This is a genomic window from Amycolatopsis sp. 3B14 (genome assembly GCF_050958625.1).
GTDB lineage: Bacteria > Actinomycetota > Actinomycetes > Mycobacteriales > Pseudonocardiaceae > Amycolatopsis_E > Amycolatopsis_E thermoflava.
Genome location: NZ_JBHZEN010000021.1, coordinates 238,159 through 259,951, shown reverse-complemented (window position 1 = coordinate 259,951; position 21,793 = coordinate 238,159). Strand labels below are relative to the sequence as shown.

22 protein-coding genes are annotated in these 21,793 nt (G+C 73.1%); 2 read left to right on the top strand and 20 right to left on the bottom strand.

What is annotated here, in order from left to right; genetic code table 11:
- Nucleotides 1-186 precede the first annotated feature (186 nt).
- The 4 genes from whiA to uvrC are packed head-to-tail and all read right to left on the bottom strand — an operon-like array spanning nt 187 to nt 4,996.
- A complete protein-coding gene (whiA, locus tag ACCP09_RS12550; protein ID WP_017983051.1) occupies nt 187-1,176 on the bottom strand; it encodes a DNA-binding protein WhiA in 990 nt (329 codons plus the stop codon).
- Nucleotides 1,177-1,185: 9 nt separating this feature from the next.
- Complete coding sequence (locus ACCP09_RS12545; protein ID WP_433745997.1) at nt 1,186-2,151, bottom strand: gluconeogenesis factor YvcK family protein; 966 nt, start codon at nt 2,149-2,151, stop codon at nt 1,186-1,188.
- 8 nt (nt 2,152-2,159) lie between these two features.
- The gene (gene rapZ, locus ACCP09_RS12540; RefSeq protein ID WP_051079538.1) at nt 2,160-3,017 is read right to left on the bottom strand and encodes an RNase adapter RapZ; all 858 of its coding nucleotides are present in this window, start codon (nt 3,015-3,017) and stop codon (nt 2,160-2,162) included.
- A 35-nt stretch (nt 3,018-3,052) separates the two neighbouring features.
- Nucleotides 3,053-4,996, bottom strand: coding sequence for an excinuclease ABC subunit UvrC (uvrC, locus tag ACCP09_RS12535; protein ID WP_020422335.1), 1,944 nt, complete (start codon nt 4,994-4,996; stop codon nt 3,053-3,055).
- A gap of 90 nt (nt 4,997-5,086) precedes the next feature.
- Here uvrC and ACCP09_RS12530 point away from each other — a divergent pair, with 90 nt between their 5' ends.
- Nucleotides 5,087-5,863 carry an exodeoxyribonuclease III gene (locus ACCP09_RS12530; protein ID WP_027928713.1) on the top strand — a complete coding sequence of 259 codons (777 nt, stop codon included), beginning with the start codon at nt 5,087-5,089 and terminating at the stop codon, nt 5,861-5,863.
- A gap of 48 nt (nt 5,864-5,911) precedes the next feature.
- On the opposite strand, the gene ACCP09_RS12525 is transcribed toward ACCP09_RS12530, so the two are convergent.
- The 9 genes from ACCP09_RS12525 to ggt form a co-directional block, all read right to left on the bottom strand.
- Nucleotides 5,912-6,376 carry a PH domain-containing protein gene (locus ACCP09_RS12525; RefSeq protein WP_027928712.1) on the bottom strand — a complete coding sequence of 155 codons (465 nt, stop codon included), beginning with the start codon at nt 6,374-6,376 and terminating at the stop codon, nt 5,912-5,914.
- Complete coding sequence (ribH, locus tag ACCP09_RS12520) at nt 6,373-6,879, bottom strand: 6,7-dimethyl-8-ribityllumazine synthase (protein ID WP_020422338.1); 507 nt, start codon at nt 6,877-6,879, stop codon at nt 6,373-6,375. The genes ACCP09_RS12525 and ribH overlap by 4 nt, the downstream gene beginning before the upstream one ends.
- Nucleotides 6,876-8,153: a bifunctional 3,4-dihydroxy-2-butanone-4-phosphate synthase/GTP cyclohydrolase II gene (locus ACCP09_RS12515; protein WP_027928711.1), complete on the bottom strand. Its 1,278-nt coding sequence runs from the start codon at nt 8,151-8,153 to the stop codon at nt 6,876-6,878. The genes ribH and ACCP09_RS12515 overlap by 4 nt, the downstream gene beginning before the upstream one ends.
- Before the next feature lie 29 nt (nt 8,154-8,182).
- On the bottom strand, nt 8,183-8,818 hold the full coding sequence (locus ACCP09_RS12510; RefSeq protein WP_027928710.1) for a riboflavin synthase: 636 nt from the start codon (nt 8,816-8,818) through the stop codon (nt 8,183-8,185).
- Between the two features lie 20 nt (nt 8,819-8,838).
- Nucleotides 8,839-9,528: a ribulose-phosphate 3-epimerase gene (rpe, locus tag ACCP09_RS12505; protein WP_123685936.1), complete on the bottom strand. Its 690-nt coding sequence runs from the start codon at nt 9,526-9,528 to the stop codon at nt 8,839-8,841.
- 44 nt (nt 9,529-9,572) lie between these two features.
- Nucleotides 9,573-10,082, bottom strand: coding sequence for a flavoprotein (locus ACCP09_RS12500; RefSeq protein ID WP_433745972.1), 510 nt, complete (start codon nt 10,080-10,082; stop codon nt 9,573-9,575).
- Nucleotides 10,079-11,494, bottom strand: a complete 1,416-nt coding sequence (locus ACCP09_RS12495) for an RsmB/NOP family class I SAM-dependent RNA methyltransferase (RefSeq protein ID WP_433745969.1) — start codon at nt 11,492-11,494, stop codon at nt 10,079-10,081. Before ACCP09_RS12495 ends, ACCP09_RS12500 begins: the two co-directional genes overlap by 4 nt.
- Entirely contained in the window at nt 11,491-12,417 is a 927-nt protein-coding gene (gene fmt / locus ACCP09_RS12490) for a methionyl-tRNA formyltransferase (protein ID WP_123685934.1), read from the bottom strand. Before fmt ends, ACCP09_RS12495 begins: the two co-directional genes overlap by 4 nt.
- A gap of 244 nt (nt 12,418-12,661) precedes the next feature.
- Nucleotides 12,662-14,437: a gamma-glutamyltransferase gene (ggt, locus tag ACCP09_RS12485; protein ID WP_433745966.1), complete on the bottom strand. Its 1,776-nt coding sequence runs from the start codon at nt 14,435-14,437 to the stop codon at nt 12,662-12,664.
- 60 nt (nt 14,438-14,497) lie between these two features.
- Between ggt and ACCP09_RS12480 the strand changes: the two genes are divergently transcribed.
- A complete protein-coding gene (locus tag ACCP09_RS12480) occupies nt 14,498-15,025 on the top strand; it encodes a hypothetical protein (RefSeq protein ID WP_433745963.1) in 528 nt (175 codons plus the stop codon).
- On the opposite strand, the gene ACCP09_RS12475 is transcribed toward ACCP09_RS12480, so the two are convergent.
- The 7 genes from ACCP09_RS12475 to pyrF form a co-directional block, all read right to left on the bottom strand.
- The gene (locus ACCP09_RS12475; RefSeq protein WP_027928704.1) at nt 15,018-17,084 is read right to left on the bottom strand and encodes a primosomal protein N'; all 2,067 of its coding nucleotides are present in this window, start codon (nt 17,082-17,084) and stop codon (nt 15,018-15,020) included. The two genes, ACCP09_RS12480 and ACCP09_RS12475, sit on opposite strands and share 8 nt — an antisense overlap.
- Before the next feature lie 30 nt (nt 17,085-17,114).
- A complete protein-coding gene (gene metK / locus ACCP09_RS12470; RefSeq protein WP_123687288.1) occupies nt 17,115-18,317 on the bottom strand; it encodes a methionine adenosyltransferase in 1,203 nt (400 codons plus the stop codon).
- A gap of 57 nt (nt 18,318-18,374) precedes the next feature.
- Nucleotides 18,375-19,595: a bifunctional phosphopantothenoylcysteine decarboxylase/phosphopantothenate--cysteine ligase CoaBC gene (gene coaBC / locus ACCP09_RS12465; RefSeq protein WP_228684513.1), complete on the bottom strand. Its 1,221-nt coding sequence runs from the start codon at nt 19,593-19,595 to the stop codon at nt 18,375-18,377.
- Entirely contained in the window at nt 19,588-19,860 is a 273-nt protein-coding gene (gene rpoZ, locus ACCP09_RS12460) for a DNA-directed RNA polymerase subunit omega (RefSeq protein ID WP_017983069.1), read from the bottom strand. The genes coaBC and rpoZ overlap by 8 nt, the downstream gene beginning before the upstream one ends.
- A 4-nt stretch (nt 19,861-19,864) precedes the next feature.
- A complete protein-coding gene (gene gmk / locus ACCP09_RS12455; RefSeq protein ID WP_123685931.1) occupies nt 19,865-20,542 on the bottom strand; it encodes a guanylate kinase in 678 nt (225 codons plus the stop codon).
- A complete protein-coding gene (gene mihF / locus ACCP09_RS12450) occupies nt 20,539-20,856 on the bottom strand; it encodes an integration host factor, actinobacterial type (RefSeq protein WP_017983071.1) in 318 nt (105 codons plus the stop codon). The genes gmk and mihF overlap by 4 nt, the downstream gene beginning before the upstream one ends.
- 118 nt (nt 20,857-20,974) lie before the next feature.
- Complete coding sequence (gene pyrF, locus ACCP09_RS12445; protein WP_433745956.1) at nt 20,975-21,784, bottom strand: orotidine-5'-phosphate decarboxylase; 810 nt, start codon at nt 21,782-21,784, stop codon at nt 20,975-20,977.
- Nucleotides 21,785-21,793: the final 9 nt, after the last annotated feature.

Sequence of the window (21,793 nt, the reverse complement as noted above, 5' to 3'; positions counted from 1 at the left end):
GGGTGGTCATCCCGTCGCCTTCCGGTTTGTGCATATCACCTTGAGCCAGGGCCGCAAGGTTGGCATGTCAACTCACGCGAGCACGGGGGTTGCGGCCCTGGCTCAAGGTGATCGTCACGTGTCAGGCGACGGGATGACCACCCAGCTACCTTGGGTTTGGTTCAAGGCGTGGCGCTGGGCGCGCCGTTAAACGCTTTCCTCTTCGAGCATCTCCGGGGTTACTGCGCTTTCGGTGTCGGGGATGTTCAGTTCCTTCGCCCGCTTGTCGGCCATCGCGAGCAGGCGCCTGATCCGGCCGGCCACCGCGTCCTTCGTCATCGGGGGGTCGGCCAGCTGGCCCAGCTCCTCCAGCGACGCCTGCCGGTTGTCCAGCCTCAACCGTCCGGCGGCGAGGAGGTGTTCGGGTGCGCTGTCGGCCAGGATGTCCAGCGCTCGTTCCACCCTGGCGGCCGCCGCGACCGCTGCTCGTGCGCTGCGGCGGAGGTTGGCGTCGTCGAAGTTGGCCAGTCGGTTGGCCGTCGCCCGGACCTCGCGGCGCATCCGGCGCTCTTCCCACTGCAGGACGCTCGCGTGGGCGCCCAGGCGGGTCAGCAGGGCGCCGATCGCGTCGCCGTCGCGGACCACCACCCGGTCGGCTCCCCGCACCTCCCTCGACTTGGCCTGGATGCCCATCCGCCGGGCCGCCCCCACCAACGCCAGCGCCGCCTCCGGGCCGGGGCAGGTGACCTCCAACGAAGACGACCGGCCGGGCTCGGTCAGCGAACCGTGCGCCAGGAACGCGCCCCGCCACGCGGCCTCGGCGTCGGCGATCCCGCCGGACACCACCGCGGCGGGCAGGCCCCGCACCGGGCGGCCCCGCTGATCGATCAGGCCCGTCTGCCGCGCCAGGCTCTCCCCGTCCTGAACCACCCGGACGATGTACCTCGTCGTCTTCCGCAGCCCGCCCGCGGACAGCACGTGCACGTCCGAATGGTGGCCGTACAGCTCGTGGATCTCCTTGCGCAGGCGCCGCGCGACCGAACCCGTGTCGAGCTCGGCCTCCACCACCACCCGTCCCCCCACGATGTGCAAGCCCCCGGCGAAGCGCAGCATCGACGCGACTTCGGACCGGCGCGGCCCGATCTTCGTGATCTGCAGCCTGCTGAGCTCGTCCTTCACGGCGGCGGTCATCGCCATGGCCCCTCCCTACCCTTTCCGGCCCTCGGTCTCGCTGAGACCGAGAGCTTCCCGCACACAGCTCGCCAGCGCATCCGGATCGTGCACACCCTCGCGACCAGGGTCCGCCACGTCCGCCAGAAGCGCCTTGGCCCCCAGTCCCGCCGCCGCGTCCCGCAGGCGGGCCGGTGCCGGCACCGAATCCCGGTCGGCGATCACCGCGTCCACCCGCAGCCCGGGCGCGTGCTGGAAGAGTACGTCCAAGTGCCGTTCGGGTGAGAACCCCGCCGTCTCACCCGGCTGAGGGACGAGGTTCAGGACCACGATCTTCGTCGCCTCGGTGCGCAGCAGCGCGTCGTGCAGCCCGGGCACCATCAGGTGCGGGATGACGCTCGAGAACCACGACCCCGGCCCCAGGAACACCGCCTCGGCGTCCAGCACGGCCTGCACCGCCTCGTCACACGCGGCGGGCACCCCGCCGGGCCGTCGCGGCGTGCGCAGCGTGATCCGCTCCACCCGGCCCGGTGTGCTCGCCACCGCGACCTGGCCGCGAATGCGGCGCAGCGTCCCGTCGTCGTCGAGGCCGGACACCTCCGCCTCGATCTCCAGCGGCTCCGGCGACATCGGCAGCACCCGGCCGGACACCCCCAGCAGCCGCCGCGCCTCGTCCAGCGCGGCCACCGGATCGCCCAGCACCTCGAACAGCCCGGCCAGCACCAGGTTGCCGACCGCGTGGCCGGTGAGGGCGCCGCTGCCGCCGAACCGGTGCTGGAACACCTCCGCCCACAGCGACTCGCCCTGCTCGGCGACCGCCAGCGCGGCCAGCGCCTGCCGCAGGTCCCCCGGCGGCAACAGACCCAGCTCGCGCCGCAACCTGCCCGACGAACCACCGTCGTCGGCGACCGTGACCACCGCGGTCACGTCCGGGGTCAACCGCCGCAACGCGGTCAGCGTCGCGTGCAGCCCGTGGCCACCACCCAGCGCGACGGCGCGCAGATTCCCGGTCACTCGCGTCCCAGGTCCCGGTGGATGACCTTCACCGCCATACCGTCCTCATTGGACAGCAGCCGGGACAGCTCCTCGGAGATGGCGACACTCCGGTGCTTCCCGCCGGTGCAGCCCACGGCCAGCGTCAGGTACCGCTTGCCCTCGCGCCGGTAGCCGGCGCCGATCAGGCGCAGCAGCTGGTGGTAGCGGTCGAGGAACTCCTCGGCGCCCTCCTGCGACAGCACGTAGTTGCGCACCTCCGCGTCCAGCCCGGTGTGGTCGCGCAGCTCCGGGATCCAGAACGGGTTCGGCAGGAACCGCACGTCCATCACCAGGTCGGCGTCCATCGGCAGGCCGTACTTGTAGCCGAAGGACAACACGGTGACCCGCGTCTGCGTCGCGGACTCGGTGCCGAACGCGTCCTCGATCTTCGCGCGCAGGTCGTGCACCGACAGCGCGGAGGTCTCCAGCACCAGGTCGGCCTCCTCGCGCAACGGCGCGAGCATCTGCCGTTCGGCGGTGATGCCGTCGATCAGACGGCCGTCCCCCTGCAGCGGGTGGCCGCGGCGCACCTGCTCGAACCGGCGCACCAGCACCGCGTCGGTGGCCTCCAGGAACAGCACCCGCGGCTTGTAGCCGCGCGCGTCGAGGTCCTTGATGATCGAGGACAGGTCGTCGGTGAACGCGCGCGAGCGCACGTCCATCACGACGGCCACCTTCGTGATCGCGCCGCGGGCCTGCGCCCCCAGCTCGACCATGGTCGCGATCAGCTCCGGTGGCAGGTTGTCCACCACGAACCAGCCCAGATCCTCCAGGCACTTCGCGGCCGTGCTGCGGCCGGCGCCGGACAGGCCGGTCACCACCGCGACCTCCATGCCGGTGCCCCGGTCCTCGGCCATCGTCTCTCCCGTCACTGCTTCTCCGACTCCCCAAGTGAGGCCAACGCGGCGAAGATCGCCTCGGCCGTGCGCTTCCCCACGCCAGGCACCTGCGCGATCTCGTCCACCCCTGCTTCCTTCAGCCGCTTCACCGAGCCGAAGTGCTTGATCAGCGCGGCCCGCCGCGCCTGCCCCAGCCCCGGCACACCGTCCAAAGCGGACACCTGAACGCGCTTGGCGCGCTTCTGCCGGTGGTAGGCGATGGCGAACCGGTGCGCCTCGTCCCGCACCCGCTGCAACAGGTACAGGGCCTCCGAGGTGCGCGGCAGGATCACCGGATCGGGGTCGCCGGGCAGCCACACCTCCTCCAGCCGCTTCGCCAAACCGACCACGGCGATGTCGGTGATGCCCATCTCCGCCAGCACGTCCGCCGCCGCCGTCGCCTGCGGGCCGGCGCCGTCGACCACGAGCAGGTTCGGCGGGTACGCGAACTTGCGCGGCCGCCCGGTCTCCGGGTCGATGCCCGGCTTCTCGCCCGCCAGGCCCTCCTGGGTTTCGGTCTGGTAGCGAGCGAACCTCCGCCGCACCACCTCGGCAATGGAGGCGACATCCCCCTCGGTGGCGGCCTCCCGCAGCGCGAACCGGCGGTACTCCGACTTGCGCGCCACGCCGTCCTCGAACACCACCAGCGAGGCCACCACGTCGGTGCCCTGCGTGTGGCTGATGTCGACGCACTCGATGCGCAGCGGCGCGCTGTCCAGGCCCAGGTGCTCCTGCAGCTCGGCCAGCGCGGCCGACCGCGCGGTAAGGTCGCCCGCGCGGCGCAGCTTGTGCTGCTGGAACGCCTCCTGCGCGTTGCGCTCCACCGTCTCGGCGAGCGCGCGCTTGTCGCCGCGCTGGGGCACCCGCAGCTGCACCCGCGAGCCACGCAGCCCGGACAGCCACTCGGTCATCGCCTCGGCGTCCTCGGGCAGCTCCGGCACTAGCACCTCGCGCGGCACCGGCGTGCCCAGGTCGGTGCCCTGCTCGGCCAGCTCGACCTGCTCGCCGTAGAACTGGGTGAGGAACTGCTCGACGAGCTCCGGCACGCCCATCTCGTCGGCCTTGTCGATCACCCAGCCGCGCTGGCCACGCACCCGGCCGCCACGCACGTGGAAGACCTGGACGGCGGCCTCCAGCTCGTCGTGGGCGAAGGCGACCAGGTCGGCGTCCGTGCCGTCGCCGAGCACCACGGCCTGCTTCTCCATCGCCCGCCGCAGCGCGCCGATGTCGTCACGCAGGCGGGCGGCCTTCTCGAACTCCAGGTTCTCGGCCGCCTCGGCCATGTCCCGCTCCAGCTTGCGCACCATCGCGTCGGTGCGCCCGGAGAGGAAGTCGCAGAAGTCTTCCACGATGTCCCGGTGCTCCTCCGCGCTCACCCGGCCGACGCACGGGGCGGAGCACTTGTCGATGTAGCCGAGCAGGCACGGGCGGCCGATCTGACCGTGACGGCGGAACACGCCGTTGGAGCAGGTGCGCGCCGGGAACACGCGCAGCAGCAGGTCGAGCGTCTCGCGGATCGCCCACGCGTGCGCGTACGGGCCGAAGTACCGCACGCCCTTCTTGCGGGGGCCGCGGTAGACGTGCAGCCGCGGGAACTCCTCGTGCAGGGTCACCGCCAGCACCGGGTAGGACTTGTCGTCGCGGTAGCGGACGTTGAACCGCGGGTCGAACTCCTTGATCCAGTTGTACTCGAGCTGGAGGGCCTCGACCTCGGTGGAGACCACGGTCCACTCGACGCTGGCCGCGGTGGTCACCATCTGCCTGGTCCGCGGGTGCAGCCCGGACAGGTCGGCGAAGTAGGAGTTCAGCCTGCTGCGCAGGCTCTTGGCCTTGCCGACGTAGATGACCCGCTTGGTCGCGTCGCGGAACTTGTAGACGCCGGGCTCTTCCGGGATGCTCCCCGGCGAGGGACGGTAGGTGGACGGGTCAGCCACGCCCTCCAGCCTATGGCTCGGGTGTGACAGTCCGACGCACCCCTCCCGCCGCGTGCGGCGGGGCCGGGCGGGTATGCGATTCTCGGGATCATGCGCATCGCCACCTGGAACGTCAACTCCGTCACCGCGCGGCTGCCGAAGCTGCTGTCCTGGCTCGAGACCGCCCAGCCGGACGTGGTGTGCCTGCAGGAGCTGAAGTGCGCCACGGAGGCGTTCCCGGCCGAGGTGGCCGCGGCGGGCTACGAGGTCGCGGCGTACGGCACCGGCCGGTGGAACGGCGTGGCGATCCTGTCCCGAGTAGGGCTGGCGGACGTGCGGCGCGGGCTGGACGGCGAGCCGACGTTCGACGACGTCTCCGAGCCGCGCGCGATCGGCGCGACGTGCGGCGGGGTACGGGTGTGGTCGGTGTACGTGCCCAACGGGCGGGAGGTGGCGCACCCGCACTACGCGTACAAGCTGCAGTGGCTTTCGGCGCTGCGTTCGACGGTCGCGGCCGAGGTCGGCGACGACCGGCCGTTCGCCGTGCTGGGCGACTTCAACATCGCGCCGACCGACGACGACGTCTGGGACATCACGCTGTTCGACGGCATGACGCACGTGACCGAGGCGGAGCGGGCGGCACTGGCGGCCCTGCGCGAGGCAGGCCTGGAGGAGGTCCTGCCGCGCGCCCTGAAGTACGACACGCCCTACACGTACTGGGACTACCGGCAACTGGCGTTCCCGAAGAACAACGGGATGCGGATCGACCTGGTCTTCGGATCGGCGAAGTTCACCGGCGCGGTGAGCGACGCGTACGTGGACCGGGAGGCACGCAAGGGCAAGGGCACCTCGGACCACGCCCCGGTGGTGGTCGACCTGACGGTCTGACCCGCCGCGCGGGGCGCACAGTCTCGGCGACGTGCGCCCTGCCGGCGGTCAGTCCTGCGCGGCCCAGGCTTCCTTGTGCAGCCGGCGCAGCGTGCGCACCGCCTCGACGGCACGGTCCCGGTCGACCGCCTGGATCGCCAGCATCGCGTAGTACTCGTCCTCCGGCAGTTCCAGCCGGGCGAACGAGGCGCCGTCGGGGAAGCTCACCGACAGCACCTCCAGCCAGCTGAACCGGCGCCCCACCAGCACGTTGCGCACCTGCACGCCCGAGGCGTCCGCCCGCACCCGGGGCGTCGCGAACAGCATCGTCGCGCCGGCGAGCAGCAGTCCGATGAACACCATGGCGATCTGGTCGGACCGCTGGAAGATCACGCCGGTGTCCGAGCCGCGCAGCAGGATCGCCACGACCACGAACACCGCGAGCAGCACGACCGCCAGCACCGCCGACATCCAGGTCGCCCGGTGCGGCCGGAACACCACGGCCTCCGACTTCTCCGCCACGGCTGCGCTCACACGAACTTCCGATCGGTCCACGGCTGCCGCAGCGACCGCAGCACGTGCGCCGCGTCCAGTGCCGCCTGCGTGGCCTCGCGGCCCTTGTCCTCCTTCGACCCGGGCAGCCCGGACCGGTCCAGCGCCTGCTGCTCGGTGTCGCAGGTCAGCACCCCGTTGCCGACGGGCGTGCCCTCGTCCAGCGCGACCCGGGTCAGGCCGGCCGTCACCGCGTCGCACACGTACTCGAAGTGCGGCGTGCCGCCGCGGATGACCACGCCCAGCGCGACGACCGCGTCGTGCGTGCGGGCCAGCGCCTGCGCCACCACCGGCAGCTCCACCGCGCCGGCGACGCGCACCACCGTCGGCTCCTCCGACAGCTTCGCCTCCCGCACAGCCTTCAGCGCGTTCTCCAGCAGGGCGTCGGTGATCTTCGCGTGCCACCGCGTGGCCACGATGCCCAGCCGCAGGTTCTCGCACTCGCTCAGGTCGAGCTCGACGTCCGGCCTGCCTTCACCACTCACTGCGAAGCACCGTTCCCGTTCCGTGCCTCCAGGTCGGCGCCGACCTGGTCGAACTCCTCCAGGTTGGACAGGTCGTGGCCCATCCGGTCCCGCTTCGTGCGCAGGTAACGCAGGTTCTCCGGGTTCGGCGAGATCGGCAGCGGCACCCGGCCGGTGACCTTCAGGCCGTAGCCCTCCAGGCCGATCCGCTTCGCCGGGTTGTTCGTCAGCAGCCGCATCGACCGCACACCCAGGTCGCACAGGATCTGCGCGCCCGTGCCGTAGTCGCGGGCGTCCGCGGGCACCCCGAGCGCCAGGTTCGCGTCCACCGTGTCCGCGCCGAGGTCCTGCAGCTGGTAGGCCTGCAGCTTGTGCAGCAGCCCGATGCCACGGCCCTCGTGGCCGCGGATGTAGAGCACGACACCCCGGCCCTCGTCGGCGACGATCCGCAGCGCCGCGTCCAGCTGCGGGCCGCAGTCGCAGCGCAGCGACCCGAACACGTCGCCGGTGAGGCACTCCGAGTGCACCCGCACCAGGATGTCCTCGCCGTCGCCGATCTCGCCGTACACGAACGCGACGTGCTCGATGCCGTCCAGCAGGCTGTCGTAGCCGACCGCGCGGAACACGCCGGCCTCGAGCGGGATGCGCGCCTCGGCGACCCGCTCCACCTGCTTCTCGTGGCGGCGCCGGTAGGCGATCAGGTCGGCGATCGTGATGATCTGCAGGTCGTGGTCGGAGGCGAACACCTCCAGCTCGTCCCGGCGCGCCATGTCCCCCTCATCCTTCTGGGAGACGATCTCGCACAGCACGCCCGACGGGTGCAGCCCGGCCATGCGGGCCAGGTCGACCGAGGCCTCGGTGTGCCCTGGCCGGCGCAGCACGCCGCCCTCCTTGGCGCGCAGCGGGACCACGTGCCCCGGCCGCCGGAAGTCGCCGGCCTGCGACTTCGGGTCGGCCAGCAGCCGGATCGTGTGCGCCCGGTCGGACGCGGAGATGCCGGTGGTGATGCCCTCGGCCGCGTCCACCGTGACCGTGTACGCGGTGCCGCGCTGGTCCTGGTTCGTGTGGTACATCGGCGGGAGGTCCAGCCGGTTGCAGTCCTCCTCGGTGAGCGCCACGCAGACGTACCCCGAGGTGTAGCGCACCATGAAGGCGAGCAGCTCCGGCGTCGCCTTCTCGGCGGCGAAGATCAGGTCGCCCTCGTTCTCGCGGTCCTCGTCGTCGACGACGACCACCGGCCGCCCGGCGGCGATGTCCGCGATCGCCTTCTCGATGCCGGCGACGTCGACCGGCACCCCCGCCCCGCACGGTGTCCCTGCGCTGCTCACGCGTCCTCCTTCGAGCCTGCCCCGGCTCCAGTGTGCTCCGTGCGGCCGGGCAGATGGGGCGTCGCGAGCTTCTCCACGTACTTGGCGAGCACGTCGACCTCGAGGTTCACCAGATCACCCGGCTCGGCACGGCCGAGGGTGGTCAGTTCCAGTGTCGTCGGAATCAGCGCCACGGAGAACTCGTCGTTCGTCACACTCGTCACGGTCAGCGAGATGCCGTCGACCGCGATCGAGCCCTTCTCCACGATGTAGCGGGACAGCCCCTCCGGCAGCGCGAACCGGGTGAGCCCGGCCGCGTCGCGGGACAGGAACACCCCGGTGCCGTCGACGTGGCCCTGCATGATGTGCCCGCCGAGCCGGTCCCCCACCGCGGTCGCCCGCTCCAGGTTCACCCGGTCCCCCACTGCGATCTTGGCCAGCCGGGAGCGCTGCAGCGTCTCGTGCACCACGTCCACGGTGAACTCGGAGCCGAACACGTCGACGACGGTCAGGCACACCCCGCTGACGGCGATCGAGTCGCCGTGTTTGGCGTCGGAGGTCACCACGGGCCCGCGTACGGTGAGCCGCGCGGCGTTGGGAACCTGCTCGACGGCCGTGATCTCGCCGAGCTCCTCCACGATGCCGGTGAACACTGGCGGCCTCCTTGTCGGTGTCAGTGTGCCGCGCCGACGCGGGCGGCACGTTCGCGCAGGGCCGCGACGGCCTTGCCGGGGTCTTCCGCGCCGTAGACGGCGGAGCCGGCGACGAAGCAGTCCACGCCTGCCTCGGCGGCCTGCTCGATCGTGTCGGCGTTGATGCCGCCGTCGATCTCCACGACCAGCTTGAGGTGGCCGGTGTCGACGAGGCGGCGCGCGGTGCGGACCTTCTCCAGCACGTCCGGGATGAACGACTGGCCGCCGAAGCCCGGCTCGACCGACATCACCAGCAGGGTGTCGTAGTGCTTGAGCGTCTCGACGTGGTCCTCGAGCGGGGTGCCCGGCTTGATGGACAGCCCGGCCTTGGCGCCCGCGGCGCGCAGGTTCTTCGCCAGCATCACCGGGTCGGCCGCGGCCTCGACGTGCACGGTGACGTTGTAGGCGCCGGCCTCGGCGTAGCCGATGGCCCAGCGGTCCGGGTCCTCGATCATCAGGTGGCAGTCCAGCGGGATGTCCGTGGACTTCAGCAGCGACTGCACGACCGGCAGGCCCAGCGTCAGGTTGGGCACGAAGTGGTTGTCCATGACGTCCACGTGGACCCAGTCGGCCCTGGTGTCGCCGGCACCGGCGACGGCGTGGATCTCCTCGCCCAGACGGGCGAAGTCGGCGGACAGGATGCTGGGCGCGATGAGAGGTCGGTGGGCCACGGTTACGGAGTGTAGATCGTGCGTCCGCGCGCCCGTGGCCCCACTCATCCTGTGGACGCCGGCAGCAGGTCCAGGATCTCCGACCAGGGCTTGCCGTACTCCAGCCGCCGCACCCGCACGCCCGCCTCGGCGAGGGTGTCCAGGTGCCGCCGCCAGGCCGGGTGCCGGAACCGGGCGTCCTGGACCTGGTAGCCGACGATGATCGTGATGGCCGGGTCGCCGAGCACGTCACCCAGGACGGTGAGGGCCTGGTTGTCGGCGATGCCCAGCGCGAGCTTGGCGACCGAGTTGGCCGACGCCGGCGCGAACAGGAACACCGGCGGGTCGGGGTGCGGGCGCGGCTCGCCGGGCAGCCGCGAGTTGGCGCGGACCGGCAGGTCGGTCAGCGCGGCCAGCGGGTCGAGCTCCCCGGCCGCGTCCAGCCAGCGATGCGCGGTCGGCGTGAGCGTGATCGCGAGCCGGTGGCCGCGGGCGGCGGCAGGCGCGGCCAGCTCGGCGCGGAACCGGGTGTCCAGTCCCCCGCACGAGCTGCCGATCAGGCCGAGGACGGTCACGGCTTGCGCAGCACGGCGCAGAACATCGCGTCCGTGCCGTGCCGGTGCGGCCACAGCTGCACGTACGGCCCGTCGCCGAGCTGGGGCACGCCGGGGAAGAACTCCCGCGCGTCCAGCACCTCGGCCTTGCTGCGGCGGGCGATCTCGCCGACGACGCCCTCGGTCTCGGCCAGGTGCGGCGAGCAGACGACGTAGGCCACCACACCGCCGGAGCGGGTGAGGTCCAGCGCCGAGGTGAGCAGCTCGCCCTGCAGCCTGGTCAGGTCCGGCACGTCGGAGGGCTTGCGCCGCCAGCGCGCCTCGGGGCGGCGGCGCAGGGCGCCCAGGCCGCTGCACGGCGCGTCGACCAGGACGCGGTCGAAGCCGGGTTCGAGGCCGGGGTCGCGGCCGTCGGCGACGTGCACGGTGACCGGCAGGCCCTCGGTCGCCTGCTCGACGAGCTTCGCGCGGTGCGGGGCCTGCTCGACGGCGTCCACGTGCGCGCCCTGGGTCGCGGCGAGCGCGCCGAGCATCCCGGCCTTGCCGCCGGGGCCCGCGCACAGGTCGAGCCAGCGCTCGTCGGCGCCGTCCAGCGGCACCCGGGTCAGCGCGACCGCGCACAGCTGGCTGCCCTCGTCCTGGACCACGGCCAGGCGCTCGCGGACCGGCTCCGAGTCGCCGGGGTCGCCCGCGCCGGCGGGCAGGTGCACGCCGTAGGGCGAGTACGGGGCGACGTCGCCGCCGGTGATGGCGGCCAGCTCGTCGGCACTGATCTCACCCGGCCGGGCGGCCAGGTGCACGGCGGGACGGGTGTCGTCGGCCTCCAGCGCCGCCTGCAGGTCGTCGCCCTTGTCGCCGAGCGCCTCGGCGAACGCGCGCGCCACCCACCGCGGGTGGGCGGTGCGCATCGCGAGGTGCCCGATCGGGTCCTTGTCGCGGTCCGGGGTCAGCTCCGCCATCCACGTGTCCTCGTCCTTCTCCGAGACGCTGCGCAGGACGGCGTTGACGAACCCGGCGACGTGCGAGCCGGCGTCGGCGCGGGCCAGGTCGACGGTCGAGGTGACCGCGGCGTGCTCCGGGATGCGGGTGCGCAGCAGCTGGTAGGCGCCGAGGCGGAGGCAGTCCAGGACCGGGCCGTCGACCTTGTCCAGCGGGCGGTCCAGGCACGCGGCGAGGATCGCGTCGAGCATGCCCTGGGCGCGGGAGGCGCCGTACGCGAGTTCGGTGGCCAGCGCGGCGTCCCGGCCGGACAGGCGGTTGCGGCGCAGCATGTCGGGCAGCACGAGGTTGGCGTAGGCGTCGCGCTGGCGGACGGCGCGCAGCACCTCCAGCGCGACGCGGCGCGCCGGGTCCTCGGCAGGCGGGCGGCGGGGGCCCTGTTTGCGGGGCGCCGGTCGGCCGCGCTGGGGCCGGGCTGGCCTGCGCTCGTTCATGACAGCCGTTCTCCTTGCTCGATGCGGGTGCCGCGGGCCCAGTCGGTGGCCGCCATGCGTTTCTTGCCCTGCGCCTGGACCTCGCCCAGCCGCACCGGTTTCGTCGCCGTGCCCGCCAGGACGCGCTTGCGCTCGACGCGCAGCTCGCCCGGCGCCAGCGGGGGCTCGTCGACGATCGTCACCGGACCGAGCTTGACGCGTTCGCCGCGGAATTCGGTCCACGCGCCGGGATCCGGCGTGACCGAGCGGATGTGGCGGTCGACGGCGGCGGCCGGGTCGGTGAACGTGACGCGCGCGTCCTCGACGGTGACCTTCGGGGCGTAGGTGACGCCGTCGGCGGGCTGGGGCACCGCCTGGACCTCGCCGTCCTCGATGCCGTCCAATGTGGACGCCAGGAGGCGGGCGCCAGAGACCGCGAGGCGGTCCAGGAGCGCCCCCGCGGTGTCGTCGCCGGCGATCTTCTCGGTGACCACGCCGAAGACCGGGCCCGCGTCGAGTTCCTTGACGATGCGGAAGGTGGACGCGCCGGTGATCTCGTCGCCGGCGCGGATGGCGGCCTGCACCGGCGCCGCGCCACGCCACGCGGGCAGCAGCGAGAAGTGCAGGTTGATCCAGCCGTGCCGCGGGATGTCCAGTGCGCGCTGCGGCAGGAGCGCCCCGTAGGCGACGACGGGGCAGGCGTCGGGGGCGAGTTCGGTGAGCCGCCGCAGGAAATCCGGGTCCCCCGCCTTGGGCGGGGTGAGGACCTCGATGCCGTGTTCGTCGGCGAGGGCGCCGACGGGTGAGCGCAGCAGCTTGCGGCCCCGGCCGGCGGGCGCGTCGGGCCGCGTGACGACGGCGACGACCTCGTGCCGCGGCGAGTCGAGGAGCGCGCGCAGCGACGGCACGGCGGGTTCGGGGGTACCGGCGAAGACGAGGCGCATCAACGCACCTCGGCGACGGGTGTGGAGTGGGTGGGCATCGGAGCCAGTCTAGTGACCGGCCCCGGCACCCCGCCCGGCCGGACCAGGGCGCCCGGCCGGGCAGGGCGCCCTGGTTCAGGACGCGGGTGCCCAAGTTGCGCCGGTGCAACCGCTGCGCCGCGCAGAGCACCGCCCGCACCAGTGCGGCGGGGGCCGCTTCAGGGCACCCGGCACATCACCCGCACCGGCGCAGCCACAGGCCGGTTCAAGGCACCGGGTGCACCACCTGCGCCGCTCCCCCGCCTCGGCGCACCGGCTCGGCCGCGGCCAGCCACCGGCCGTCCGGGAGGCGCTCCACGCCGGTCGCGGCGCCGATCTCGGCCGGGGTCGACGAGAAGAGCTGGCCCCGCGACCGCAGGTCGGACGCCTCCGGCAACGCGAGGAACGCCGGTTCGACCTGGGCGGGCCCGGAGTTGCGCTGCGAGGCCCGCGGCGCGGCGATCGCCTCCTCCAGCGTCAGCCCGCGGTCCAGCCGGCCGAGCAGCACCTGCAGCACCGTCGTGATGATCGAGGCGCCACCGGGCGAACCGGTGGCGAGCAGCGGCTTGCCGTGCTCCAGGATGATCGTCGGCGCCATCGACGACCGCGGGCGCTTGCCGGGGCCGGGCAGGTTCGGGTCGGGCACGCCCGGCGTCACCGGGGTGAACGAGAAGTCGGTCAGCTCGTTGTTGAGCAGGAAACCGCGGCCGGGCACCACGATCCCGCTGCCGCCCTCCTGCTCGATCGTCAGCGTGTAGGCGACCACGTTGCCCCACCGGTCCGCGACGGTCAGGTGCGTGGTGTTCTCGCCCTCGTACGGGGTCGGCGCCGCGGTCCCGGCGGCACACGGCTGCGGGTGGCGCGGGTCGCCTGCGGCGACGGTGCCCACCGCCGCGCGGGACGGGTCGATCAGACACGCCCGGCTGTCCGCGAACCGCTGGCTGAGCAGCTCCCGCGCGGGCACGTCCACGAACGCCGGGTCGCCGATCCACCGGTTGCGGTCGGCGAACGCGAGGCGGCTCGCCTCCAGGAAGTGGTGCAGGTAGTCGGCCTCGCCGAACCGGGCGACGTCGAAGTTCTCCAGGATGTTGAGCGCCTCGCCCACGGTCAGCCCGCCGGAGGACGGCGCGGGCATGCCGTAGACGTCGAGGCCGCGGTAGCGCGTGCGGGTGGGTTCGCGCTCGACCGTGCGGTACGCGGCGATGTCGTCGGTCGTCAGCTTGCCCGGCCGGACGTTGAGCCCGGCGGCCGGATCGACCGGCGGCTGCTGCACGGTCGCGGCGATCTCCTCGGCGATCGGGCCGCGGTAGAGCGCGCGCACGCCCTCGCGGGCCAGCGTTTCGTAGGTGGCGGCCAGGTCCGGGTTGGTGAACGTGGTGCCGACGGCGGGCGGCGCCCCGCCGGGCAGGTACAGCTCGCGGGTGCTCGGGAACGCCGAGAAGCGCTGCGCGTTGTTGGCGATCTGCGTGTGGAAGGTCTGATCCACGGTGAAGCCGTCGCGGGCCAGGCGGGCGGCCGGGCGCAGCACCTGGTTCAGCGACCGGGTGCCCCACTTGCGCAGCGCGTCCTGCCACGTGGCCGGCGTGCCCGGCACTCCGACGGACAGGCCGCTGGTGACGGCCTCGGCGAACGGGATCGGCTGCCCGTTCTCGACGAAGAGGTTCTCGTCGGCGGAGGCGGGCGCGGTCTCCCGGCCGTCGAGGGTGTGCACCTGCCGGGTGCGGGCGTCGTAGTAGACGAAGAACCCGCCGCCGCCGATGCCGGCGGAGAACGGGTCGGTGACGCCGAGAGCCGCGGCGGTGGCGACGGCCGCGTCCACCGCGTTGCCGCCCTCCGCCAGCACCCGGGTGCCGATCGCGGTGGCGTCGGCGTCGATGCTGGCGACGGCGCCGCCGAACCCGGTGGCGACCGGCTGTTTCGGTGGAGCCTCTTCGGCGTACGCGACGCCGGGGGCGAGCAGGACCGCACTGACGAGAACCGCGAAAGCACGCAGAGTCCGCATTTCCCGCAGTCTGCCCGGTTCCGCGCCCACGCTCAACCGGGTCGGGGCAGGATGATCATCATGACCAGGATCAGCGCCGGCGAAGCGATCGGCTCACTCATCGCGATCGTGTTCGGCCTCGTGTTCGTGCTCGTCAACAGCGGCGGGCAGGCCGCGCCGTGGCCGCTGGTGCTCCGGATCGCCGCCGCGGTGGTGGCGGTGGCGCTGTTCGTGGTGCTGGCGCGGCGCGGGAAGCCGGCGGGCGGCGCGGGCACGGCGTTCTTCGACCGGCGCCGGTTCCAGCTGATCGTCGCGGCCGAGGTGGTGGCGCTGTTCGCCGGGTTGTTCGTGATCAACGGCGTGCTCGGGCACGGCGAAGTGGGTGTCGCGTGGATCGCCGTGGTGGTCGGGGTGCACTTCGTCGCGATGGGGCGGGCGTTCCGGCTCGCCCGGTTCGTGACGCTGGGCGTGGCCATGACCGCGCTCGGGGTGGCCGGGTTCGTGCTCGCCGCCGTGGGCGCGAGCGCGGCGGTGATCGGGCTGGTGTCGGGTGTGCTGTCCGGCTTCGCGTTGTTCGCCGCGGCCGGTCACGCGCTCGCCCCTAGATGAGGGCCAGCGGGTCCAGCTGGATCCGCACCGCCGCGGTTTCCTTGCGGGCGGCCCGCGCCGCCTGCGCCGCGGCCAGGCAGGACGCCAGCGCCCGCCCATCCCCGCGGGGCACGCGGATCAGCGCCCGCTCCCGCTCGGAGCGGCCCTCCTCGTCCGGCTCGGTCAGCGGCACCGGCCCCAGGACCTCCGCGGACGGCGGCAGCTCGGTCTCGGCCAGCAGCGCGGCCACCGCCTCCGGCGTGCCCTCCACGCTCGCCATCCGGACCGCGGGCGGGAAGCCCAGTTCGCGCCGCTCGGCCAGTTCCCGCTCGGCGTGCCAGGCCGGGTCCCAGCGGACCAGTGCCTGCACCGGCGCGAGCGGGGCCTCCGCGCCGACGACGACCCGGCCGCCCGCCGACGACGGCCGCACCAGCGCCGCCGCCGCCATCCACCGCCGCAGCGTCTCCTCCGCCGCCCGCAGGTCCTGCCGCCCCAGCAGCGCCCAGCCGTCCAGCAGCAGCGCCGCGCCGTAGCCGCCCTCGGCCACCGGCTCGGCCCCTGGCGTGGACACCACCAGCGCCGGCCGCCCGGGCACGGACGCCAGCACCTCCCGCGCGCCCGACGTGCGCACCGGCACGCCCGGGAACGCCCGGCCCAGCTCCTCCGCGGTCCGCTTCGCGCCGACCACGACCGCCCGCAGCCGCGCCGAACCGCAGGCCGGGCACCGGAAGTGCGCCTCGGGCGTGCCGCACCACCGGCAGCTCGGCGGGTGCGCCACGTCGGCCCCCGCCCCGCCCGGCAACCCGAGCGGGCCGGCGCAGCGGCGGCAGTGCGCGGGCGTCCGGCACTGCCCGCACGCCAGCGCGGGCACGTAGCCGCGCCGGGGCACCTGCACCAGCACGGGCGCGCCGGCCGACAACGACTGCCGCGCGGCCTCGAACGCCACCGAGGGCAGCCGGGCCACCCGCGCCGCCTCGTCGCGCGCCACGTCGAAGTCCTCGCCGACCGGGGTCACGCGCGGCGCGGCTTTCCGCAGCTCGTCCCGGGATCCGACGATCGGGTGCGCCCACCGCGTCTCGACCAGCAGCTGAGCTTCCGCGGTGCGGGCGAACCCACCCGCGACGAACGACGCGCCCTGTGCATGCGCCCGCAACGCCAGCACGTCTCGCACCTGCGGATACGGCATGTGCGGGTCGACGTGCAGGTCGTCGCCGTCGTCCCACACCACGAACAGCCCCGGGTCGGCGACCGGCGCGAACATCGCTGCGCGCGTGCCGACCACGATCGGCACCGACCCGCGCGACACCGCGAGCCACCGCCGGTACCGCTCTGCCGGCCCGGTGTCCGCCGACAACGCGACCACGGCGTCTTCACCGGCGACCCGAACGCACGCGTCGTGCACACGCGTCAGGTCGCGGTGGTCCGGCACGACGAGCAGCGCGCCGCGCCCGCTCGCAGCGGCGAGGGCCGCGAGTTCGGCCAGCCGCGCGGGCCAATCCTCCCCCGGCAGCGCCTGCCACACGGCATGCGCCTGCCGGGCGGCGCGCAGCGCCTCGGTGAACGACCCGCCGAACTGGTACCGCTGCCACGCCTGCGCCGAGGGCGCCTCGGTCACCTCGGCGCGCTCGCGGGCGGGTTCGGACTCGGCTTTCGCGTGGCGGGGCGGGATGGCCAGCCGGAGCACGTCCATGAGCGTGCCGCCGTAGTGATCGGCGACGCGGCGGGCCAGCCCGTAGAGGGTCGGCGAAAGCACCGGCTCGGGCGAGGTGACCCGCTCCAGGAACGCCAGCCGCCCCTTGTGCTCGGTGGTGGACGCGCGCTCGACGAGGAACCCGTCGACCAGCTGCCCGGCGAAGCGCACCCGCACGCGGCAGCCGGGCACCGCGTCGGCGTCGAGCTTGTCCGGCACCTGGTAGTCGAAGGTGCGGTCCAGGTGCGCGAGCGGCACGTCGACCACGATGCGCGCGACGGGATCCTTCTCCGCCGGCTTCTGCTGCCCCTTCCGGGACGGGGGCCGCTTCGCCGCCGCGCGCTTGGGCGCGGCGGCGGGGAGGTCCCAGAGCGCGTCGGAAGAGGTCACGCTTGTTCTCTACCAGACACGCCCAGGAGCTCAGGCCCCGGCGAGGGAGCGGAGCGCGTCGGCGCGGTCGGTGTTCTCCCAGGGCAGCTTGACGTCGGTGCGGCCGAAGTGGCCGTACGCGGCGGTGGCGGCGTAGATGGGGTGCAGCAGGTCCAGGTCGCGGATGATCGCGGCCGGGCGCAGGTCGAACACCTCGGTGATCGCGGCCTGGATCTTGGCCGGGTCGACCGTCTCGGTGCCGAAGGTCTCCACGAACAGGCCGACCGGCGAGGCCTTGCCGATCGCGTAGGCGACCTGCACCTCGACCCGCCCGGCGAGACCGGCGGACACGACGTTCTTGGCGACCCAGCGCATCGCGTAGGCCGCGGAGCGGTCCACCTTCGACGGGTCCTTGCCGGAGAACGCGCCGCCACCGTGGCGGGCCATGCCGCCGTAGGTGTCGACGATGATCTTGCGCCCGGTCAGCCCGGCGTCGCCCATCGGGCCGCCGATGACGAACCGGCCGGTCGGGTTGACCAGCAGCTTCACGTCGCTGTGGTCGAGGTCGATCTCGCTCAGCTCGGGCATCACGACCTGCTCGCGCACGTCGACGCCGAGCATGGTGTCCAGGTCGATCCCGTCGGCGTGCTGGGTGGACACGACGACGGTGTCCAGCCGCACCGGCTGGTCGCCCGCGTACTCGATGGTGACCTGGGTCTTGCCGTCCGGGCGCAGGTAGGGCAGCACGCCGTCCTTGCGCACCCGGGCCAGGCGGCGGGACAGCCGGTGGGCCAGCGCGATGGGCAGCGGCATCAGCTCGGGCGTGTCGGAGCACGCGTAGCCGAACATCAGGCCCTGGTCGCCCGCGCCCTGCCGGTCGATCTCGTCGATGGCGTTCTCGACGCGCGACTCGTAGGCGGTGTCCACGCCCTGCGCGATGTCCGGGGACTGCGCGCCGATGGCCACGTTCACGCCGCAGGAGTTGCCGTCGAAGCCCTTGGCCGAGGAGTCGTAGCCGATGTCGAGGATGCGCTCGCGCACGATCGTCGGGATGTCGGCGTAGGCCTCGGTGGTCACCTCGCCCGCGACGTGCACCTGGCCGGTGGTGATCAGCGTCTCGACGGCGACGCGGGAGCGCGGGTCCTTGGCCAGGAGGGCGTCCAGGATCGAGTCGCTGATGGCGTCACAGATCTTGTCCGGGTGCCCCTCGGTCACCGACTCCGAAGTGAACAACCTGCGGTTAGACGCGGTCACCACGCTCACATCCCATCAACTCTTCTGTCCCTCCGGCGTCCAGACTAGGCGCGCCGGTCAGTGCCTGATGAATTCCCCGACGGCGTCCCACACCGCGGCGGCCAGTTGCGCTTTGGAGCCCAGCGGGATAGGCCGCTCGGTGCCGTCGGCAGCCAGCAGCCAGCCCGCGTTCTCCTCGACCTCGAACGCCCTGCCATCCCCGACGGCGTTCAGAACCAGCAGGTCACAGCCCTTGCGTCGCAGCTTGGCACGGCCGTGGTCGAGTACGCTACCGCGCTCGTCGCCCGTTTCCGCGGCGAAACCGACAATGACCTGTCCTGGCAATCGATTCGTTACCAGTTCCGCGAGAATGTCCGGATTGCGGGAAAGCGTGATGACCGGATCCGGCTGGTCGTCGCTTTTCTTGATTTTGTGGCCGGATAGGTTCGCCGGACGAAAATCAGCGACGGCGGCGGCCATCACGACGACGTCCGCCTCCTTGGCCGCCTCGTGCACGGCCTCGCGCATCTGCTCGGCCGTCGACACCCGCCGCAGCACGGCGCCCGCCGGCTCGGGCAGCTCGACGGTGTGGCCGGCCACCAGCGTGACCTCGGCGCCCCGCTGCGCGGCGACGCGGGCCAGCGCGTAGCCCTGCTTGCCCGACGAGCGGTTGCCCAGGTAGCGGACCGGGTCCAGCGGCTCCCGGGTGCCGCCCGCGGAGACGACGACGCGCAGGCCCTCCAGGTCGCGCGGCAGCGCCGAGGGCTGGGCCAGCAGCAGCCGGGCCAGGTCGACGATCTCGGCCGGGTCGGCCAGCCGTCCCTTGCCGGTGTCGGCGCCGGTGAGGCGACCCGCGGCGGGTTCGGTCACCACGACGCCCCGGGACCGCAGCAGCGCCACGTTGTCCCGGGTGGCCGGGTGCTCCCACATCTCGGTGTGCATCGCCGGGAAGAAGACGACCGGGCAGCGCGCGGTGAGCAGCGTGCCGGTGAGCAGGTCGTCGGCGCGGCCCTGGGCCGCGCGGGCCATCAGGTCCGCGGTCGCCGGGACGACCAGCACCAGGTCCGCTTCCTTGCCGATGCGGACGTGCTGAACCTGGTCCACCTCGGTGAACACGCCCGTGTGCACCGGGTGGCCGGACAGCGCCTCGAAGGTGGCCGCGCCGACGAACTTCAGCGCGGCCTCCGTGGGCACCACGCGGACGTCGTGACCGGACTCGGTCAGTCCGCGCAGCACCTCACACGCCTTGTAGGCGGCGATCCCGCCGCCCACACCGAGCACGACGCGAGGTTTACTCACCCTCGGTGTGCTCGAGCAGGCCGGCGTGGATCTCGCGCAGCGCGATCGACAGCGGCTTCTCGCGTGGGCCCGGCTCCACGAGCGGGCCGACGTACTCGAGCAGCCCCTCGCCGAGCTGGGCGTAGTAGTCGTTGATCTGCCGAGCGCGCTTCGCGGCGTAGATCACCAGCGCGTACTTCGAGCTGACCTTGGCCAGGAGGTCGTCGATCGGCGGGTTGGTGATGCCTTCGAGTTCCTCGCCGTAAATGCCGAGCGATGCGGTCACGCGCCTATGCTCCTGAGTTCTCTTCGTGAAGTCGGTGGTCTCCCCGCAGCAAGTCTAACAACTGCCGCGCGGCTTCCCCGACGTCGGCGTTCACCAGCCGCACGTCGAATTCACCCGCCGCCGCGAGCTCGCGCTCCGCTTCGGCCAGCCGGGCGTTGACGGCGGCCTCCTCCTCGGTGCCCCGGCCCTTGAGCCTGCCGACCAGCTCGTCCCAGGACGGCGGCATGAGCATGACCAGCCGGGCGTCGGGCATGGCGGCGCGCACCTGGCGCGCCCCCTGCAACTCGATCTCCAGCACGGCCGGCCTGCCCTCGGCCAGTGCCCGCTCGACCGGTTCCCGGGGCGTGCCGTAGCAGTTGCCGGTGAACTCGGCGTGTTCGAGGAGTTCGCCCGCGGCGACCATCTTGTCGAACATCGCCCGGTCGATGAAGTGGTAGTGGACCCCGTCGATCTCGCCGGGGCGGGGCGGCCGCGTGGTGACCGAGACGCTGAAGTAGATGTCCGGGTCCAGCCGGCGCAGCGCGCCGACCACGCTGGACTTCCCGACCCCGGACGGGCCGGAGACGACCGTGAGCCGGCTCCGGGACCCCTGACGCGCCTGGCCCGGAACCGGCTCACGGTGCGTCGCCGGGCCGGCATGCCCGCCGGCCCCGGTGACGCGGTCGCTGCCGGTGTCGCTCACTCGCCGCTGAACTCGGCCAGCAGCGCCTTGCGCTGCCGGTCACCAAGGCCGCGCAGCCGCCGGCTCGGTGCGATCTCCAGGCGCTCCATGGTCTGCTGAGCGCGCACCTTGCCGACGCCGGGGAGGGCTTCGAGCAGGGCGGAGACCTTCATCTTGCCGAGAACCTCGTCCTCGTCGGCCTGCTTCAGCACGTCGGTGAGCGTGGTGCCGCCTCGCTTGAGGCGCTCCTTCAGCTCAGCGCGGGCACGACGAGCGGCAGCGGCCTTCTCCAGCGCCGCCTTGCGCTGTTCCTCGGTCAGCTGGGGAAGTGCCACGTTTTCCTCCGTAGTACTCAAAATTCTGGGTGGGTGACGCGACGGTACCCACCCCGCGCCACCGGCCACAATGCGGGGGGTGGTCGCTCGGTTCCTGGACAGGGACCTGATATTGGCGCTATCCGGTCAGACTCGCCTGCGTGCGGCGCACCGCGTCGCGCAGCGCGACGGGGTCCGGACCGTGCCTGAGAACGTCCCTGGACGACGCGGGCAGCACCCCGGGCAGGTCCGCACCGAAGAGGCGGTGAAGATCGTCCACGGTGGCTCCCTGGGCCCCGAAACCGGGCGCCAGGACCGGCCCGTTCAACCCGGTCAGGTCGAGCTCGCCGGGCTCGATCGTGGCCCCCACGACGACGCCGACGTCGCCGAGGGAGGCGGCGCCGGCGTTGCACCGGGCCGCCTCGTCCACAATCGACTGCGCGACGGTCTTGCCGTTGGCCAGCAAGGCGTTCTGCAGCCCGCCCGCCTCGGGGTTGGAGGTGCGGGCGAGCACGAACAGGCCCTCGCCCGCGCCGAGGGCGGGCGCCAGCGAGCCGAACCCGAGGTAGGGCGAGACGGTGATCGCGTCGGCCCGGACCGGGGCCGCGTCGCCGAGGTAGGCCGCCGTGTAGGCGGCCATCGTTGACCCGATGTCGCCCCGCTTGACGTCCAGCAGGACGAGCGCGCCGCGGTCCCGGGCGTGCTCGACCACGCGGGCCAGGACGGCCACCCCGGGCGGCCCGTAGGCCTCGAAGAAGGCCGACTGGGGCTTGACCACGGAAACCTCCTCGGCGAGGACGTCAACCGCCGTCAGGGCGAACTTCTCCAGCCCGCCCGGGTCGCGGTCCAGGCCCCACGCGTCGAGCAGGCCCGGGTGGGGGTCGATCCCCGCGCACAGGTTCCCGCGCGCGGCGACCGCCTCCACCAGCCGGGCGCCGAAGCCGGTCACGCCGCAGCT

Excerpts from the sequence above, each read along its gene's own strand:
- ACCP09_RS12495 (WP_433745969.1), bottom strand. The coding sequence starts at position 11,494 with ATGAACGAGCGCAGGCCAGCCCGGCCCCAGCGCGGCCGACCGGCGCCC.
- whiA (WP_017983051.1), bottom strand. The coding sequence starts at position 1,176 with ATGGCGATGACCGCCGCCGTGAAGGACGAGCTCAGCAGGCTGCAGATC.
- ggt (WP_433745966.1), bottom strand. The coding sequence starts at position 14,437 with ATGCGGACTCTGCGTGCTTTCGCGGTTCTCGTCAGTGCGGTCCTGCTC.
- rapZ (WP_051079538.1), bottom strand. The coding sequence starts at position 3,017 with ATGGAGGTCGCGGTGGTGACCGGCCTGTCCGGCGCCGGCCGCAGCACG.
- fmt (WP_123685934.1), bottom strand. The coding sequence starts at position 12,417 with ATGCGCCTCGTCTTCGCCGGTACCCCCGAACCCGCCGTGCCGTCGCTG.
- ACCP09_RS12480 (WP_433745963.1), top strand. The coding sequence starts at position 14,498 with ATGACCAGGATCAGCGCCGGCGAAGCGATCGGCTCACTCATCGCGATC.
- ACCP09_RS12530 (WP_027928713.1), top strand. The coding sequence starts at position 5,087 with ATGCGCATCGCCACCTGGAACGTCAACTCCGTCACCGCGCGGCTGCCG.